This is a genomic window from Rhizobium lusitanum (assembly GCF_014189535.1).
Lineage (GTDB): Bacteria > Pseudomonadota > Alphaproteobacteria > Rhizobiales > Rhizobiaceae > Rhizobium > Rhizobium lusitanum_C.
The window spans coordinates 245,979-263,759 of the sequence record NZ_CP050308.1; the positions used below are offsets into that span (position 1 = coordinate 245,979).

At 59.5% G+C, this 17,781-nt stretch carries 18 protein-coding genes and 5 tRNA genes; 10 read left to right on the plus strand and 13 right to left on the minus strand.

What is annotated here, in order from left to right; genetic code table 11:
- Positions 1-69: 69 nt before the first annotated feature.
- Genes radC through phaC form a run of 4 tightly spaced genes read right to left on the minus strand, consistent with a single transcriptional unit; the run spans position 70 to position 4,374 of the window.
- Positions 70-921 carry a RadC family protein gene (gene radC / locus HB780_RS14980; RefSeq protein ID WP_183693061.1) on the minus strand — a complete coding sequence of 284 codons (852 nt, stop codon included), beginning with the start codon at positions 919-921 and terminating at the stop codon, positions 70-72.
- Between the two features lie 3 nt (positions 922-924).
- Entirely contained in the window at positions 925-1,761 is an 837-nt protein-coding gene (map, locus tag HB780_RS14985) for a type I methionyl aminopeptidase (RefSeq protein ID WP_183693063.1), read from the minus strand.
- 2 nt (positions 1,762-1,763) lie between these two features.
- Positions 1,764-2,513 carry a DNA/RNA nuclease SfsA gene (gene sfsA, locus HB780_RS14990; RefSeq protein WP_183693065.1) on the minus strand — a complete coding sequence of 250 codons (750 nt, stop codon included), beginning with the start codon at positions 2,511-2,513 and terminating at the stop codon, positions 1,764-1,766.
- Positions 2,514-2,526: 13 nt separating this feature from the next.
- Entirely contained in the window at positions 2,527-4,374 is a 1,848-nt protein-coding gene (phaC, locus tag HB780_RS14995) for a class I poly(R)-hydroxyalkanoic acid synthase (protein WP_183693067.1), read from the minus strand.
- 159 nt (positions 4,375-4,533) lie between these two features.
- Here phaC and HB780_RS15000 point away from each other — a divergent pair, with 159 nt between their 5' ends.
- From HB780_RS15000 to HB780_RS15020, 5 genes are all read left to right on the plus strand, one after another.
- On the plus strand, positions 4,534-4,983 hold the full coding sequence (locus tag HB780_RS15000; RefSeq protein ID WP_183693069.1) for a hypothetical protein: 450 nt from the start codon (positions 4,534-4,536) through the stop codon (positions 4,981-4,983).
- A gap of 221 nt (positions 4,984-5,204) precedes the next feature.
- Positions 5,205-6,425 (plus strand): LL-diaminopimelate aminotransferase, encoded by a 1,221-nt coding sequence (locus HB780_RS15005; RefSeq protein ID WP_183693071.1) that lies wholly within the window; start codon positions 5,205-5,207, stop codon positions 6,423-6,425.
- Positions 6,426-6,485: 60 nt separating this feature from the next.
- A complete protein-coding gene (locus HB780_RS15010) occupies positions 6,486-7,805 on the plus strand; it encodes a homoserine dehydrogenase (protein WP_183693073.1) in 1,320 nt (439 codons plus the stop codon).
- 56 nt (positions 7,806-7,861) lie between these two features.
- Positions 7,862-9,667: a single-stranded-DNA-specific exonuclease RecJ gene (gene recJ, locus HB780_RS15015; protein WP_183693075.1), complete on the plus strand. Its 1,806-nt coding sequence runs from the start codon at positions 7,862-7,864 to the stop codon at positions 9,665-9,667.
- Positions 9,668-9,829: 162 nt separating this feature from the next.
- Complete coding sequence (locus HB780_RS15020) at positions 9,830-10,807, plus strand: phosphodiester glycosidase family protein (RefSeq protein WP_183693077.1); 978 nt, start codon at positions 9,830-9,832, stop codon at positions 10,805-10,807.
- A gap of 35 nt (positions 10,808-10,842) precedes the next feature.
- Here the strand turns inward: HB780_RS15020 and HB780_RS15025 are convergent.
- The 5 genes from HB780_RS15025 to HB780_RS15045 all read right to left on the minus strand — a co-directional run bounded on the left by HB780_RS15025 (position 10,843) and on the right by HB780_RS15045 (position 12,866).
- Positions 10,843-10,918, minus strand: a tRNA-Glu gene (locus HB780_RS15025).
- Between the two features lie 119 nt (positions 10,919-11,037).
- Positions 11,038-11,113 (minus strand) — tRNA-Glu (locus HB780_RS15030).
- 81 nt (positions 11,114-11,194) lie between these two features.
- Positions 11,195-11,269: transfer RNA gene (locus tag HB780_RS15035), tRNA-Glu, on the minus strand.
- A gap of 156 nt (positions 11,270-11,425) precedes the next feature.
- Positions 11,426-12,217, minus strand: coding sequence for a hypothetical protein (locus HB780_RS15040; RefSeq protein ID WP_183693079.1), 792 nt, complete (start codon positions 12,215-12,217; stop codon positions 11,426-11,428).
- Between the two features lie 208 nt (positions 12,218-12,425).
- Entirely contained in the window at positions 12,426-12,866 is a 441-nt protein-coding gene (locus HB780_RS15045; RefSeq protein WP_183693081.1) for a VOC family protein, read from the minus strand.
- Between the two features lie 196 nt (positions 12,867-13,062).
- Between HB780_RS15045 and HB780_RS15050 the strand changes: the two genes are divergently transcribed.
- The 5 genes from HB780_RS15050 (at position 13,063) to HB780_RS15070 (ending at position 15,014) form a co-directional block, all read left to right on the plus strand.
- Entirely contained in the window at positions 13,063-13,641 is a 579-nt protein-coding gene (locus tag HB780_RS15050) for a cold-shock protein (RefSeq protein WP_183693083.1), read from the plus strand.
- A gap of 2 nt (positions 13,642-13,643) precedes the next feature.
- The gene (locus HB780_RS15055) at positions 13,644-14,156 is read left to right on the plus strand and encodes a DUF192 domain-containing protein (protein WP_183693085.1); all 513 of its coding nucleotides are present in this window, start codon (positions 13,644-13,646) and stop codon (positions 14,154-14,156) included.
- 126 nt (positions 14,157-14,282) lie between these two features.
- Positions 14,283-14,359: transfer RNA gene (locus HB780_RS15060), tRNA-Pro, on the plus strand.
- 176 nt (positions 14,360-14,535) lie between these two features.
- Entirely contained in the window at positions 14,536-14,841 is a 306-nt protein-coding gene (locus HB780_RS15065) for an ETC complex I subunit (RefSeq protein WP_153365732.1), read from the plus strand.
- Positions 14,842-14,937: 96 nt separating this feature from the next.
- Positions 14,938-15,014: transfer RNA gene (locus tag HB780_RS15070), tRNA-Arg, on the plus strand.
- 40 nt (positions 15,015-15,054) lie between these two features.
- On the opposite strand, the gene HB780_RS15075 is transcribed toward HB780_RS15070, so the two are convergent.
- The 4 genes from HB780_RS15075 to HB780_RS15090 form a co-directional block, all read right to left on the minus strand.
- A complete protein-coding gene (locus HB780_RS15075; RefSeq protein WP_183697696.1) occupies positions 15,055-15,216 on the minus strand; it encodes a hypothetical protein in 162 nt (53 codons plus the stop codon).
- A 223-nt stretch (positions 15,217-15,439) separates the two neighbouring features.
- Entirely contained in the window at positions 15,440-15,679 is a 240-nt protein-coding gene (locus HB780_RS15080; protein ID WP_007693372.1) for a hypothetical protein, read from the minus strand.
- A 153-nt stretch (positions 15,680-15,832) separates the two neighbouring features.
- Entirely contained in the window at positions 15,833-16,549 is a 717-nt protein-coding gene (locus HB780_RS15085) for an amino acid ABC transporter ATP-binding protein (RefSeq protein WP_183693087.1), read from the minus strand.
- Positions 16,550-16,625: 76 nt separating this feature from the next.
- The gene (locus HB780_RS15090; protein WP_183693089.1) at positions 16,626-17,780 is read right to left on the minus strand and encodes an amino acid ABC transporter permease; all 1,155 of its coding nucleotides are present in this window, start codon (positions 17,778-17,780) and stop codon (positions 16,626-16,628) included.
- Position 17,781: the final 1 nt, after the last annotated feature.

A 17,781-nucleotide genomic window follows, 5' to 3' on the forward strand; every position in this document is an offset into this window, starting at 1 on the left:
GGAAAGCATCATCGGAAACAAGATGATATGATTATATTCTAATGTATCTTCTTATGCCGATGGGGGCGATTAGAACAATCTGAGCGCCTTGAAACTGACGTGGCCGTTCTTGCCGATGATAATATGATCGTGAACGGCGATGCCCAAGGGGCGCGCGGTCTCGACGATCGTCTTCGTCATATCGATGTCGGCGCGCGAGGGCGTGGGGTCGCCCGAAGGGTGATTGTGGACGAGAATCACGGCCGTGGCAGAGAGTTCGAGCGCTCGCCGGACCACCTCGCGCGGATAGACCGGCGTATGGTCGACCGTGCCCAGGCCCTGCACTTCATCGGCGATAAGGGCGTTGCGCTTGTCGAGAAACAGGATGCGGAATTGTTCACGCGTCTCGTGCGCCATCGCGGTGTGGCAATAGTCGATCAGGGCTTTCCAGGAGGAAAGCAGCGGTTTGCCCGTCAGTTCGCTCTTCAGCATGCGCTGCGCAACGCTTGCCACCAGCTTCAGGTCCAGCGCCACGGCTTCGCCAACGCCGCTCACCTCTTGCAGCAGCTTGGTCGATGCACCGAAGACGCCGCCGAGCGTGCCGAAGCGTGCAAGTAGTGCCTTGGCGATCGGCTTGGTATCGCGGCGAGGAATGAGCCTGAAGAGCAGCAGCTCGAGGATTTCGTAATCGGCGAGCGCCGTATCGCCGCTGTCGCGATACCGATTGCGCAGGCGCTCGCGATGGCCGTGATAATGGGCCTCGGGCGTGGCCGGCGTGCTTGGCGGTTTCGCCGGTTTGTCGCCTCGGGTGGACTTGGCGGTTTGAGGGGCGAAAAACAGCCGCTCGTCGAAAAGCGATGCGTCCTCAAGCCCATCCGTCGCCCCGCTGCCATCGAAGGGCATGTCACCATGTCCGGAGGAAGGAGCGGGGCGTTTCGCCATGAACTATGCCTGCTGCGGCGGAAGGCCGGGACGGTCTAGGCCGCCGGGCGACAGGGTGAAGATCTCGCAGCCCGTGGCCGTGATGCCGATGGTATGTTCGTACTGCGCCGAGAGCGACCGGTCACGGGTGACAGCCGTCCAGCCATCACCGAGCACCTTCACATGCGGCCGGCCGAGATTGATCATCGGCTCGATGGTAAAGATCATGCCTTCGCGCATTTCTGGGCCTTCGCTGGCGCGGCCGTAGTGCAGGATGTTCGGAGAATCATGAAAGAGGCTGCCGACGCCGTGGCCGCAGAAGTCGCGAACGACGGAGCAGCGCTCCGTCTCGGCAAAGGTCTGGATCGCTTCGCCGATGGCGCCGGTCCGGGTGCCGGGACGTACGACGGCGATGCCGCGCATCAGCGATTCGTAAGTCACTTCCAGCAGCCGCTCCGCCGAGCGCCTGATTTCGCCGACCGGATACATACGGCTGGAATCGCCATGCCAGCCATCGAGCACATAGGTCACATCGATATTGACGATATCGCCGTCGCGCAGCGGCTTGTCGTTGGGAATGCCGTGGCAAACGACGTGGTTGATCGAGGTGCAGGAGGATTTCGTATAGCCGCGATAATTCAGCGTCGCCGGATAGGCGCCGTGATCCATGCCAAATTCGAAGACGAAGCGGTCGATGATGTCGGTCGCCACGCCGGGCGCAACGATTGCGGCGAGTTCGTCGAGGCAGCGGGCGGTGAGCTGGCAAGCCTTGCGCATCCCCGCGAAGGCATCCGGCCCGTAGAGGCGGATCGCGCCCGTATTTTTCGCCGGCGCAGTCGCCGCCTCAATGTAGTTCACCATGATCAGCCTTCAGCAGAAATTTTATACTTGGTATTTAATGCAGCTATGCCGGGTTCGTCTATCGGGATCAACCCTGCAGGCGTTATTTCCGTGGGCGAAACCCTGCATTTCAGCGCGTAGACTTCGACACCGCGCTTCAAGGCCCGCTGGAACGCGGCGGCGTAGACGACATCGAGATCGCCACAGACGCGAAAACGATAGCAATCGTGCCGTTGGATCACGAATAGCATGACGGCGCGGTATCCCGCCTCAGCCATATCGCCTAGCTCTTCGAGATGCTTGGCACCACGCGCCGTGACCGTATCGGGAAACTCGGCAAGACCCGGTTGACGCATGAAATGCACATTCTTGACCTCGACATAGGTGGTTGTCCGCAACGGGTCGGTCAAGAGCAGGTCGATGCGGGAGTTGCGGCCGTAATTCTGCTCGCGCCGCATCGTTGCGTAGTTGCCGAGATCGGAGATTTGGCCAAGCGCAATGGCTTCCGCCGCCGTTCGGTTCGGCATTGCGGTGTTGACCCCGACCGTGATGCCGTCGGCCTCGATCAATTCGAAGACATGGCGGTATTTCCGCTTCGCACCGTCGTGTTCCGACAGCCAAATACGAGACCCAGGCGTCGTCAGGCCCCGCATCGAGCCGGTATTCGGGCAGGAGCCGGTGATGATCTCACCGTTCTCCAGCTCAGCGTCGAAGAGAAAGCGCTTGTAGCGGGAGATCAGCCGCGCGGGAATGAGGGGCGGGTTGAAGAGCATGGGATATTGCCGCTCAGGCGCGCTCCATCACGAAGCTGCCAGGTGCCTCCTCAAGGGCATTCAGGGCGGCACCACCGGGGTTGCGGGGGGCAGTCATGCGGCTGTCCTGCTTCAGTATCCAGGCATGCCAGTGAGGCCACCAGGAACCGGGCGTTTCGCTCGCTTCCGTCAGCCATTGATCATATTCGCCCTTGATCGGCCCGCCGGTCCAGAACTGGTATTTGTGCTTGTCCGGCGGGTTGACGACGCCGGCGATATGGCCGGAGCCCGTCACGACGAATTCCACCGGCCCGCCAAAGAACCCGCTGCCGACGAAGACCGATTTGGCCGGTGCGATATGATCCTCGCGCGTCGCCAGATTGTAGACGGGGATCTTGACGTCCTTCAGCGACAGTTTCTTACCGTCGAGCACCATTTTGCCCTGGCTGAGCGCATTGTCGAGATAGCAATTGCGCAGATAAAACGAATGGTTGGCGGCGGCCATTCGCGTGGAATCTGCATTCCAGAACAGGAGATCGAAGGGCAGAGGATCCTGGCCTTTCAGATAGCTGTTGACGAAGTAAGGCCAGATCAGCTCCGAGGCGCGCAGCATGTTGAAGGCTGCCGCCATCTTCGAGCCTTCGAGATAGCCGATCGCGTTCATCTGCTCTTCCAGCGCCTCGATCTGCTCCTCGTCGACGAAGATTTTAAGGTCGCCGGCAAAAGTGAAATCGACCTGCGTTGTCAGGAACGTCACCGTGCGGATACGCTTGTTTTTTTCCTTGGCATGCAAAGCGAGCGTGGCCGCCAGCAGCGTGCCGCCGACGCAATATCCCACAGCGTTGACTTCTGTCTCACCGGTTGCCTTCTCGACGGTCTCCAGTGCGAAATCGATGCCCTCGCGCGCATAGGACGTCCAGTCCTTGGCCGCGTGGCGGCGGTCTGGATTCACCCAGGAGATGACGAAGACGGTGTGCCCCTGGTCGACACACCATTTAATGAAGGATTTCTGCGGGTTGAGATCGAGAATGTAGAATTTGTTGATCCAGGGCGGGCAGATCAGCAGGGGTCGCTTCAGCACCTTGTCGGTTGCCGCTTCGTATTGGATCACCTGGCAGACATCGCTTTGCGCGATCACTTTGCCCGGCGTCAGCGCCATGTCCCGTCCGACGGCGAATTTTGTCATGTCGGTCTGGCGCACGCGCAGTTCGCCTTGGCCGGCGCTGATGTCCTCGGCAAACATCCTCATGCCGCGCACCAGGTTTTCCGCATTGGAGGCGACCGTTTCCCGGTAGAGCTGCGGGTTGGTGGCGATGAAATTGGCAGGCGACAGCGCTGCGGTGATTTGTTTGGTGTAGAAGGCAGCCTTGTGGCGTGTGTGTTCGTCCAGCCCTTCGGCGTCGGTGACTAGCTTCTCCGCCCAGCCGGCGGTCAGCAGGTAGGTCTGGCGCAGAAAATCGAAGAAGGGGTTCTTCTGCCAGTCCTCGTCGGCAAAGCGCTTGTCCTTGACCGGCTCGGCTTCAGCCACGGCAGGCGAATCGCTGCTGAGGCGCTGCATGGTTTTCGTCCACAGGCCGAAATAGCCAGACAGCAGGTAAGTTTGCGCCTCCAGCGTCCGGCGCGGATCGGAAAGCCAGTATTCGCCGATCTTGGAAAGCGTCTTGACCATATCGGTGACCGGGTCGGCGACGGTATCGACCTTCTCGCCGCGCTCGCGGGGCGCAAGCCAGGCGGAAGCGGCCTTGCCGAGGCTTTCCAGCGCACGGGCAAAATTCACGGCCATCGCCTCGGGATCCCTGACGATGTAGGGCTCGACCGATTTCGGATCAAAGCCGGGAAAGGCGCCGTTGCCTTCAGTTTTATCCCGCTTGCTGTCGGTCACGCATCATCCTCCCGGCGGCAAATCTCTTTTGTTTTCCATTTGTACATCTTGCGGGAAAAGGAATACAAGTCGAATGAAACGCATCCCTGCTCTTGCTTTGCCGCTGCGACAAATTTAACAGTCGCATCCCACGGCAAGGGAATAGGGCAGGACGACAATATGGACGGCGGCATGGTGGCAAGACTAAACCGGTATTCCGTACTTAGCGGTGCTTTGTTCGGCATTCTTGCGCTGGCGCTTGCCGGTTGCTCGACCCCTGAAGAAAAAGCAGACTTTGCCAAGCGCAAACAAGCGCCGCAGGCCGTGGTGGTCAGGTCCGTCGATGGCAAACCCGTCGACGAGGGCAGCACGCAGCAGCATTACAAGGATGGCTATCCGTCCTTCAACGCTCCGCCGACCGCGGCAAATGTCCAGATCAACGATCAGCAGGCATCCGACATTGGCAAGCAGTTGACGTCACTCGGCGCGCAGCGCAAGGCCGGCACGATTTCGGAAGCCGAATACCAGAAGCGCGTTGCCGACATGCGCAAGCTTGCGGCTGAACATGGCCAGAATACGCTGTCGGAAATTCAGCAACAGGGCGGGCAGCCCGGCCAGACGCAGAATTAACCTTGCGTTTCAGGCGATTTGGACGCAAAGCGTTCGGATAGGCCGAATTTCGATGTTTCTTCCTGGTTGAGAGCGCTTTGCGTCCTTAGCCGCCCAAGATTCACCGTATCCTTCGTGTCAGCTTGAGTGCGGTGCCGCGATTCCGGAGTTCGTATCGCGGGTCACCGGGAGATCGACGAACTTCATGCGGTTGCAAGGGCCGCTGTCCCATGGGGAAATAAATGGAAGAGTTTCATAAAGTCCGGCGTTTGCCGCCCTACGTCTTCGAACAGGTCAACCGTTTGAAGGCCAGCGCGCGAGCGGGCGGGGCCGACATTATCGACCTCGGCATGGGCAATCCGGACCTTCCGACCCCCAAGGCGATCGTTGATAAGCTGTGCGAAGTGGTTCAGGACCCGCGCACGCATCGCTATTCCTCCTCCAAGGGCATTCCGGGTCTGCGCCGCGCGCAGGCCGCCTATTACGCCCGCCGTTTCGGCGTGAAGCTCAATCCGGATACGCAGGTGGTCGCCACCCTCGGTTCCAAGGAAGGCTTCGCCAACATGGCGCAGGCGATCACGGCGCCGGGCGACGTCATCCTCTGCCCGAACCCGACCTATCCGATCCATGCCTTCGGCTTCCTGATGGCAGGCGGCGTCATTCGCTCGATGCAGGTCGAGCCGGACGACAGCTTCTTTCCGCCGCTCGAGCGTGCCGTGCGCCACTCGATTCCGAAGCCGCTGGCGCTGATCATCAACTATCCGTCCAACCCGACGGCCTATGTCGCGACGCTCGATTTCTACAAGGAAGTCGTTGCCTTCGCCAAGAAGCACGACATCATCGTTCTGTCGGATCTCGCCTATTCGGAAATCTACTTCGATGACACCCCGCCGCCGTCAGTTCTCGAAGTGCCGGGCGCGATGGACGTCACTGTCGAGTTCACCTCAATGTCGAAGACTTTTTCCATGCCCGGCTGGCGCATGGGCTTTGCCGTTGGCAACGAGCGCCTGATCGCCGCCTTGACGCGCGTCAAATCCTACCTCGATTACGGCGCCTTCACGCCGATCCAGGTGGCGGCGACGCATGCCTTGAACGGCGACGGTTCCGACATCATTGAAGTGCGCAACATCTACAAGCGCCGCCGCGACGTGCTGGTCGACAGCTTCGGCAAGGCTGGCTTCGAGGTTCCGCCGCCGGCAGCCACCATGTTCGCCTGGGCCAAGATCCCGGAGAAGTTCCGTCATCTCGGCTCGCTGGAGTTCTCCAAGTTGCTGGTCGAGAAGGCCGATATCGCAGTGGCTCCGGGCATCGGCTTCGGTGAAATGGGCGACGATTACGTTCGTATCGCGCTTGTCGAGAACGAGCATCGCATCCGCCAGGCGGCGCGCAATCTGAAGCGCTTCCTCTCGACCGCGGATGACACGTTGCATAATGTGGTTTCGCTGAACGCTCATCGCTCCTAATTTTTTGCGGCAGCCGTTCCCTCGGCTGCCGTGCCCCAAGACATTGATCAGGAACTATCCATGGCAGATGCCCTCAAAATCGGCGTTGCGGGCTTGGGTACCGTTGGTGCCTCGCTCGTTCGTATCATTCAGAGCCGCGCCAACGAGCTTGCCGTTACCTGCGGCCGCCCGATCAAGATCGTCGCCGTCACGGCGCGCGATCGCACCAAGGATCGCGGCATAGATCTCACCGATATCGAATGGTTCGGTGGCCCGGTCGATCTGGCGCAGAAGGCCGATATCGATGTGTTCGTCGAACTGATCGGCGGCTCCGAAGGTGCTGCCAACGCTGCCGTGCGCGCGGCACTTGCGCGTGGCCTGCACGTCGTAACCGCCAACAAGGCGCTGCTCGCCTATCACGGCGTCGAGCTTGCCGAGATTGCCGAAGAGAAGGGCGCTTTGCTCAACTTCGAAGCGGCGGTTGCCGGCGGCATTCCCGTCATCAAGGCGCTGCGTGAATCCTTGACCGGCAATACGATCTCGCGCGTCTACGGCATCATGAACGGCACCTGCAACTACATCCTGACCCGGATGGAGAAGGAGGGCCTGTCCTTTGCCGATTGCCTGAAGGAAGCCCAGCGCCTTGGTTATGCCGAAGCCGACCCGGCCTTCGACATCGAGGGCAACGACACGGCGCACAAGCTCGCCATCCTGACGACGCTTGCGTTCGGTAACCGCATTGCGGCTGACGACATCTATCTCGAGGGCATCACCAATATCTCCATCGAGGATATCCGTGCTGCTGCCGATCTCGGTTACCGCATCAAGCTGCTCGGCGTCGCCCAGCGCACCGAGACTGGCATCGAACAGCGCGTGCATCCGACGATGGTACCGCTTGATTCGGTCATCGCTCAGGTCGATGGCGTCACCAATGCCGTGGCGATCGAATCCGACATTCTCGGCGAACTGCTGATGGTCGGCCCCGGCGCCGGCGGCAATGCGACAGCCTCTTCCGTACTGGGTGATATCGCCGATATCGCCAAGAGCCAGCCGGGTGCGCAGCGCGTGCCGGTACTAGGCCATCCCGCCAAGGCGCTGGAACCCTATCACAAGGCGCAGATGCAGAGCCACGAGGGCGGCTACTTCATCCGCCTGACCGTTCTCGATCGCACCGGCGTTTTTGCAAGCGTCGCGACCCGCATGGCGGAAAACAACATTTCGCTGGAATCGATCGTGCAGCGCTCGACACAGCACCTGTCGCCGTCTCACCATCAGACGATCATCCTCGTCACCCATGCGACGATGGAGGATTCGGTGCGCAAGGCAGTCGCTGCGATCAAGACCGAGGGTTATCTCGTCGGCGACCCGCAGGTCATCCGCATCGAGCGGCCGAAGGAATAATCTGACGCGCGGCCCGTTCCGGAAAAGCGGAGCTGGGCCGTCCAATTCTGGGAGATATGGTGGAACAACCGGCAGATCCTGTGCAGCGGGCATTTCTGGGCGTCGAACGCTCCGTTTCCGGCAATCGCTGGGTCTCCCGGCTCGACCAGGCCGGCCAGAACCGGGCACTGGCCATGGCCCAGACCCACGGCCTGCCGGATCTGATCGCCCGCGTCCTAGCCGGGCGTGGTGTCGGTGTCGACGAGGCCATGGCGTTTCTCGATCCGACCATCCGTAGCCTGATGCCGGATCCCTACCTGCTGACCGACTGCGAAAAGGCCGCTGAGCGCCTGCTGCGCGCCGTCAAGGCGGGCGAGACTGTCGCGATCTTCGGTGACTACGACGTCGACGGCGCCGCGTCTTCCGCGCTGCTCTACCGCTTTCTCACCCATTTCGGCATGCCGGCCAGCATCTATATTCCTGACCGCATCTTTGAAGGCTACGGCCCCAACCCCGCTGCCATCAATCAGCTTATCGACAATGGCGCGACGCTGATCGTCACCGTCGACTGCGGCTCCACCAGCTTCGAATCGCTGGAGGCGGCGAAGGCCCGTAACATCGACGTCGTCGTCATCGATCACCACCAGGTTGCGCATGAGCTGCCGCATTGCCATGCGCTGGTCAATCCGAATCGCGAGGACGATCTGTCGGGGCAGGGGCATCTCTGCGCCGCCGGCGTCGTCTTCCTGGTTCTGGTCGCCGCCTTGCGGCAATTGCGCGAGGCGGGCGATGCCCGCGTCCGCACCATCGATCTGCTGGCCTGGCTCGATATCGTCGCGCTGGCGACAGTTTGCGATGTCGTACCGCTGAAGGGGCTGAACCGCGCCTATGTCGTCAAGGGCCTGATCGCCGCCCGTCATCAAGGCAATCCCGGCCTCGCCGCACTCTTCCGCAAGGCCGGGCTCGGCGGACCGGTGACCCCCTATCATTTCGGCTTCCTGATCGGCCCGCGCATCAATGCCGGCGGCCGAATCGGCGATGCAGCACTCGGCGCGCGCCTGCTGACGCTCGACGATAGCAGCGAAGCTGAGACGATTGCCGAGAAGCTGGACGAGCTGAACCGCGAGCGCCAGGCCATGGAAGCCGCCATGCTGCAGGAGGCGGAAGCCGAGGCGTTGGCGGAGTACGGCAATGGCGATGGGGCCTCCGTCATCGTCACCGCCCGCGAGAATTGGCATCCGGGTATCGTCGGCCTGATTGCCTCGCGTCTGAAGGACAAATTCCGCCGCCCGGCCTTCGCGATCGCCTTCGATCCCAACGGCAAGGGCACGGGTTCGGGACGCTCCATCAATGGCTTCGACATGGGTCGCATGGTGCGCGCCGCCGTCGATGCCGGTCTGCTCGTCAAGGGCGGCGGCCACGCCATGGCGGCGGGCCTGACGGTGGAGCGCGGCAATCTCGGAAAACTGCGCGCCTTCTTTACCGAGAAGACAGAGAGGCAGGTACCCGGCCTCGTTGCCAACGAAACTCTGAAGATAGACGGCGCGCTCGGCGCCAGCGGCGCGACCGTGGACCTGATCGACCAGCTCGAAACCGCCGGCCCCTATGGTTCCGGCCATCCGCAGCCGATCTTCGCCCTGCCGAGCCATCGCCTGCGCGATTCGCGCCTCGTCGGTCAGTCGCACATCAAGATCACGCTGGAAGCCCAGGACGGCGGCCGCCTCGACGGCATCGCCTTCCGCGCCGCCGAGACGCCGCTCGGCGAACTCCTGATGTCGTCCCGCGGATCACAGATCCACGTCGCCGGCACACTCGGCGCCGACCACTGGCAGGGCAACCGCCGCGTCCAGCTGCGTGTCACGGATGCGGCCAAGGCGCCTTAGGCAGTAAAAGACCCTGTAGGCGCCGAATGCTGCAATACTAGAGAATTATTATTCCAGCAGAATTCGCCAATCGCGCCCCAATTATCGCCATTTCTCAATAAATATCGATCTACATCGGTCAGTACTGCAACCGATAAATTTCGTGATTTTTGGATGGTTGCTATGTCTTTTAGGTTTAAGTTTTCTATCACCATTTTTATCTTGATATTGCTGGTAACGATGGGCGCAGCGGGTTGGGTATGGGAGCGAAATGGCGCTTACGGGTTCAACACATTTTTCCGGCGCGGCGGCACCTATTGGATCTCGATCAAGGCTGATGATTCACGCTTGTCATCGTCTATGCGGCTTGCTCTGAGCGATCCGCAGCCCGTCGCGCAACCGGGACCTCTGGTTTGGCAAGAACCCGAAAAGGGCTTCGAGGTCGCGGAGCTGCCGGTGATGGTCAATGGCCATGAGGTTGACCGTATACTACTGAACCGTATCGACCCGACGCTTTACCGCTTTGTGGCGAGAAACGCGCCAAACGGCGATAAGGGGATTGATGAGTGGGAACAGGCCCTACCAAACGCAATCCTCATCGTTAACGGCAGCTACTATGACCTGAAAGGCAAACCCGATACGCCGATCATAAGTAACGGCGTCGCTCTGGGACCGACAACGTACGATGCGAAGGCCGGAGCCTTTGTCGCAGGCGACGGTTTTGCTGATATCAAGGATCTGTCTCATCAGGATTGGCAAACCGCGTTGACAGGCGCGGCAAACGCCATGGTTTCCTACCCTCTTCTAATTGGCGCAGATGGACAGACCCACGTCACAACGAATAGCCGCTGGCTCGCCAATCGCACCTTTGTAGGCAAGGATGGCGCGGGTCGCATCATCGTCGGGACGACGAAGGAAGCATTCTTTCCGCTTGGTCCATTGGCCGAGTTTCTGAAAAAATCTCCTCTGGATCTGAAGATGGCACTCAATTTCGATGGTGGACCGATTGCTTGCCAGAGTGTTCGGCTGCCGGGTTTCCAGAGGAAACTCTACGCGCGCTGGGAAGCGCAAGTGTATGGTGATGAGGTTCGGCTCTTAAGGTGGCCGCTATCAAGTGCTACCTGGGCTATGCCGATGGTTTTGACCGTCGAGCGAAAATAGCGACATAAATTCAAAGATTTCGAAGGGAAAGACAGTGGCACGCCCTAGGGGGAGTCGAACCCCTCTTTACAGAATGAAAATCTGTCGTCCTAACCGATAGACGAAGGGCGCGTGCTGTGGCGCCCTTATAGTCAGCACCTTTTGATCTCGCAAGCGGAAAATCGAGAAAAAACCATGGCTAGAAGCAGATTTTTCGAGGCGATTGTGGAAAAGTTCGAGGCAGTTCCGTTTGGTACGCCCTAGGGGGAGTCGAACCCCTCTTTACAGAATGAGAATCTGTTGTCCTAACCGATAGACGAAGGGCGCATGCCGCACTCGCAATCATATAGGAATAGCGCAAAGCTGTCGCAAGCGGATCAAGCATTGTTGTAAAGGGGAGAACAACAGTGGCACGCCCTAGGGGAGTCGAACCCCTCTTTACAGAATGAAAATCTGTCGTCCTAACCGATAGACGAAGGGCGCGTGCTGCTGTGTGGCGCGCTTATAGCGGGGTGATTTCATTCCCGCAAGCGCCTATTTCGCTTTTTCTTCGAAAAAATGACAGATGCATGAACCTACAGCTAAATTTGAATAAGCCTGCCTTAACAGGGCCTTGTGAAGATCTGCGGAGGGCGCGGCTCAAAGCCCCGAGGCGCCTTGCGTCGGCGTGATCAGCGACTTGGCGCCCGGTCCTTGGCCCTTCGACGCGGCGATATGCGCCAGCATGAGCGCTTCCTTGCTGTCGATCGTGTGGGCCGTTGAGCCAGGGCCTGGCATGATTTTCGAGGGCGTGGCGTCTGCTGTTGGCTTCATCGGGCTCGTCGATGTCGGCGCGGCGTTACGAATGACGGGCGGCGGAAGCATGGCCTCGGAGGTCCGGCCTACAGGCATGCCGCCATCGCCCTGCGGCGGTGCGACGTTCTGTGCCGCACCAGGCGGAAGGGTGTAGACGCTGCGCATGAACGGCGTGATTCCCTGTTGCGCGCTGCCGGGCTGCGTGTTCGCGAGTGTTCCATCCGGATTGACGGCGATCGGGGCGGGTGCCGCATAGATGCTGCTCCTGCTGGCATTCACCGCCGTCGGCTGCGTCACCAGCTCGGCGATGCCGGTTGGTGTGTCTGTGACTGGGGCAGGCGGGTAGCCGGATTGATTGTTCGCCTGTTCGGTGACGATCTGCCGCCGTACGTCATGCACGCTGCGGACCAGCGGATCACGATAGGCGGCGTCGCCTTTTAGCCGCTTCGCCTCGGCATTGCTGTTGAGAGAATCGGCAAGCTGCTCGGCGGCGCTCTGGGGTGGTGGCGCGATCTCCGCTGCCAGCTTCGGCTTGTCGCTCGTCGTCGCGCAGCCGGAGAGCATCAGAAACGAGAGGGCGATTGCAATAGCGCTTGCGCGCTTCTCATTGCCGGATAGAATCTGCCGATCGCACAAAGGATGTTCCCCGCTTTAAAGAGTGTGCACCGGAACGGCCTCCTGCGAGGGACGATGATATCGCGCGACACTGACTGGGAACGATGGGACCCCGCGAAATCCGATGCATGATGCTTCGAGTCGTCCAAGCATGCAGGAGAGCGGGTATGGCCGGCAAGCGCGAAACCGATGGTTCCGCGCACGCCGTAAGCCTCGCGAAAGCTTGCTTTTACCAAGCGCCGGTATTTTGCATCGAAGCCCAGGGTTCGGCAGGCGCGAGATTGGCGCCCTTCTGCAGGATCTCGATGGAAATGCCGTCCGGTGAACGCACGAAAGCCATGTGACCGTCGCGCGGCGGCCGGTTGATCGTGATGCCGTTGTCCTTGAGCGTCTGACAGGTCTGATAGATGTCGTCGACCTCATACGCGAGGTGACCGAAGTTGCGTCCTCCGGTATATTCCTCCGGATCCCAGTTATAGGTCAGCTCCAGGCTGGGTGCTCCGCTGTTGCGCGATGATTCGACATCGTCGCTGGCGGCCAGGAAAACCAGCGTGAATCGGCCTTTTTCGTTTTCGTAACGGCGGGTTTCGGTGAGGCCGAATAGAGTGCTATAAAAATGCAGCGACGCGTCGAGATCCGTCACGCGGACCATGGTGTGGAGATAACGCATTCTATTTCCTCTCTAATGTTGTTCTAGATCGATCATGAAACGAGACACCAGCTTCAGGCAAGACTTCGGCTTGATAATCTAAGGATGGGAATAAACGAAACTAGGACTTGCGCATTTCGGTTACCAAGATGTTAAACTTGATTTCAAGGAATCAGTTAACCGTAACAGTGTGACGCGTAATCGAGGGCTGGCCAGGATGAGTGACAGAATTTCATCGAAGGGAATAGCCGACTTCGGAGAGTTATCGGGCGAAGCCGTCGATCTTATCGAGATCTCAGGTGTCGTAAAATGGTTCGACGTCGCCAAAGGTTTTGGCTTCATCGTTCCGGATAACGGTATGCAGGACGTTTTGTTGCATGTGACGTGTCTGCGTCGCGACGGTTATCAGACCATTCTCGAGGGCACGCGGATCGTCGCGCTAATCCAGCGTCGCGAACGCGGTTATCAAGCCTTCAAGATCCTCTCGATGGACCAGTCGACCGCCGTGCACCCGTCGCAGATGCCGCCGGTACGCACGCATGTCCAGGTCACGGCGACGAGCGGCCTTGAGCGCGCCTTGGTCAAGTGGTTCAACCGCACCAAGGGTTTTGGTTTCCTGACGCGCGGCGAGGGCACTGAGGACATCTTCGTGCATATGGAAACGTTGCGCCGATTCGGTCTCGCCGAGTTGCGGCCGGGGCAGGTGGTTCTCGTTCGCTTCGGACCGGGCGATAAGGGGCTGATGGCGGCGGAAATCCATCCGGATGCGCCGAGCCCGGCGACACGGCCGCACTGATCATGGTCAGAGAAACGTTTTTTACCGTTTTCAAAAGCGCCGCTTTGGCGCTTTTTCTTGTTTGCGGTGCCGTTCCGACAAGTTTTGCCGCGCAGACCGCGAGCGAGCAAACGGTCAAGTTTGAGTCAGAACCCTTATCGATCAAGACCGCGAAGGGTGAGACGCACAAGTTCTCCGTGGAATTGGCGCTGACCGAACCGCAGCTGGAATTCGGCCTGATGTATCGCGACACGATGCCGGCCGATCACGGCATGCTGTTCGATTTCGGCACATCGCGCCCTGTGATGATGTGGATGAAAAACACCAAGCTGTCGCTGGATATGCTCTTCCTCGACAGGAATGGCGTCATCATCCATATCCAGGAAAATGCCGTACCCTTCTCGGAAGCGATCATCAGTTCCGGCGGTCCGATCGCCTACGTTATCGAGTTGAATGGCGGCGTTGTGAAGAAGCTCGGCCTTGCCGTCGGCGACAAGGTAACGAGCGGCACCATTTCCGCCAAGCTCGGCAAATGAGTTTATCCCCCGGGATCGTTGCTTCAACACCATTTTAGCTGTTGCAGCATGGAGGCGAACCGTGTATCTCCCCACTCGTTCTGCTATGCAGGGCGACGCGATCTTCTGAAGGTCGACGTAAGGGTACGGAGTGTAGCGCAGTCTGGTAGCGCATCTGGTTTGGGACCAGAGGGTCGGGAGTTCGAATCTCTCCACTCCGACCATTTAAATCCCCCCGCAAGTAACGATGGATTGAGATGAGGCTGAACCGCCTTTTCGCTTGATAACAAAGGGATTCGCGGCTAAGCAGAATCCCATATGCGCTCTGCCCGAAAGGGTCGGGTGAAGACAAGAGAAGCAAGAAAGCGGGCTGTCCCGCTTATTCGGAGGCGATGCAGCAATGCCTGCCAAGATTTACCGTCCCGCAAAGACCGCCATGCAGTCCGGCAAGGCCAAGACTCACCTCTGGGTTCTGGAATTCGACCAGGAAACCCCGCGCAAGATCGATCCGATCATGGGCTACACCTCCTCGGCCGACACGCGCCAGCAGCTCAAGCTGACCTTCGACACGCAGGAGCAGGCCGAAGCCTATGCTCAGCGCGAGGGCATCGAATATCGCGTCATCGCCCCGAAGGACGCCAATCGCCAGGTGGTCTCCTACACCGACAATTTCCGCTTCAGCCGCATCCAGCCTTGGACTCATTGAGACCGCTGCTGATTAATTTTGCCGCCCATTGAGTTTGGCGGCAGTTTCAGGCATGTAGTGCCCGCCGCGAACAGCTCGCGGCACCTTGGCTTTCAAGGCCCCTTAGCTCAGCTGGATAGAGCACCTGCCTTCTAAGCAGGTGGTCGCTGGTTCGAATCCAGCAGGGGTCACCAATTTATCTTGTGTCCAACCCGAAGACATGGGTGCCGCGCCTCAGCGTATCTCCACTGACCAGCCGCCAGCATTTGCAGGCCTAGTGGCATTTACCGCCATCTCGATCACGTCGTATCCGGACATCGCTCCGAACAACTTTATGACGATGATTGCCGCGCTCAAAAGCGCGAGTGTCATGATTATCCTGTCGCTCTTCTTCACGCCCCGCTCCCCAACGCCTTGTGAAAACTGCATCTTGCCCAGCGAGCAATAGTACATCGAGTTCGTGGTGGCGCGCTATATGCCTCTTTAGGCGGCCAGGGCGTCAAGTAGGAGCCCTCGATCGCCGGCGACGGTTATAGATGAGCCCGCAGGCGCTAGCTGCAGCGACCGCGAAACTGAGGCTTGTCTCGAGCGGTTGAGACGCCTCGGCTAACGAGCGATATCAAGCAGCATTCAGATCCGCGATCTCGCCGTGCCGTGCAAGGAGGCGAGGGGCGGTCATGTCGCCGGTCTCTTCGTCGACCATGACGGAGTAGGCCGCGACGCCGATGAAGCGGGCGGACATGGAGGAGGCGATCTTCTCGGCGCCAGCGGCGCTTGATGCCTGCCGCATTTCGCCTGGAACCAGGTTTCCACGGTTCTTCTTGTAGGGAAGGATGATAAATTTTTCGCCGGATGCCATTGTGTCTGTCCTTGTTTGTTCGCACAATGTTCTGGTTTGTTCCTGGTGTCAAGATGGTTAATCGCGACGATGGCCGGATAACGCGCATCAAATAGAAAACCCGCCGGCTGCATCACAGCCGACGGGTTTTGATTGTCCGTTAATCCGCTCGGATCAGTGCAGGATCTGGCTCAGGAACAGCTTGGTACGCTCGTGCTGCGGATTGTCGAAGAACTCCTTCGGGGAGTTCTGTTCGACGATCTGGCCCTGGTCCATGAAGATCACGCGGTTGGCGACCTGGCGGGCAAAGCCCATTTCGTGGGTGACGCAGAGCATGGTCATGCCTTCTTCGGCGAGGCCCACCATGGTGTCGAGCACTTCCTTGATCATTTCCGGGTCGAGTGCCGAGGTCGGCTCATCGAACAGCATGATCTTCGGGTTCATGCAAAGCGAGCGGGCAATCGCCACGCGCTGCTGCTGACCGCCGGAAAGCTGGCCCGGGTATTTCTTCGCCTGTTCCGGGATCTTGACGCGGGTGAGGAAGTGCATGGCGATTTCTTCCGCCTGCTTCTTCGGCATCTTGCGCACCCAGATCGGCGCCAGCGTGCAATTTTCCAGGATCGTCAGGTGCGGGAAGAGATTGAAGTGCTGGAACACCATGCCGACTTCGCGGCGCACTTCGTCGATCTTTTTCAGGTCGTTGGTGAGCTCGGTGCCATCAACGAAGATGTTGCCCTTCTGGTGTTCTTCCAGCCGGTTGATGCACCGGATCATCGTCGATTTGCCCGAGCCCGACGGGCCGGCGATGACGATGCGCTCGCCGCGCATGACCTTGAGGTTGATGTCACGCAGTACGTGGAAATCGCCGTACCACTTGTTCATGTTGATCATTTCAACCGCGACTTCCGTATCGGAAATGGTCAGTTTTTTTCGGTTGGGCGTCAGCCATATTATTTTCCCTCAGTTTTTATCGTTTGTGGCCAGTGTCGAGATGGCGTTCCATGAAGCCTGAATAACGCGACATGCCAAAGCAGAACAGCCAGAATACCAATCCAGCGAAGACCAGGCCGGTGATCGGTGTCACGGGGCTCGCCCAGGTGGCGTCGGCGAAATTCTGGCGGACGATGCCGAGCAGATCGAACATGCCAATGATCGCCACCAGCGACGTGTCCTTGAACATGCCGATATAGGTGTTGACGATACCCGGGATGACCAGCTTGATGGCCTGCGGCAGCACGATCAGCCGCATTTTCTGCCAGTAGCCGAGGCCGAGCGAATCGGCGCCCTCGAACTGACCCTTCGGAACCGCCTGCAGGCCGCCACGGATAACTTCGGCCATATAGGCTGAGGTGAAGATCGAGATGCCGACTATGGCGCGCAGCAGCTTGTCCACCGTCCAGCCCTGCGGCATGAACAATGGCAGCATGTAGCTGGCCATGAACAGCACCGTGATCAATGGCACGCCACGGATGATCTCGATAAAGACCACACACAGCATGCGGACGACAGGCATTTTCGAGCGGCGTCCGAGTGCAAGCACGATGCCGAATGGAAACGAGACCGCGATTGCTACGAAGGCGATCACCAACGTCACCAGCAGGCCGCCCCATCTCTCCGTTTCCACGACCTCTAGGCCGAAGCCGCCATAGAGCAGAAAGAACGAAACGATTGGCAGCACGAAGAATGCCAGAATCGCGTTCAATCCCTTCCTGGGAAGTGATGGCATCATGAGCGGCACGAAGGCGATAATCGTCAGAATCGCAACGAGCACAGGACGCCAGCGTTCATCCGGCGGATAGAGGCCGAACATGAAGATGAGGAATTTCGAGCGGACGAAAGCCCAGCAAGCGCCGCTCCAACCGTCCGGCTGCGTTCCACCCTGCACGGTCGTCGCGCAGAAGCTGCGATCGGTGCCAGTCCAGGCAGCCTGGGTGAACAGCCAGTTGACGATATGCGGAATGGCCCAAGCGAGAAGGGCGATGGCGAGGATCGTCAACACCACGTCTTTCGGTGTCGCCAGCAGGTTTTTCCGGATCCAGTGAGCAGGGCCCTTTTCGCCTGCCGGAGCCGGCTGCGGCGGAAGAAGGGTCTTGCTGACAAAGTTTTGGCTTATGTTGGACATC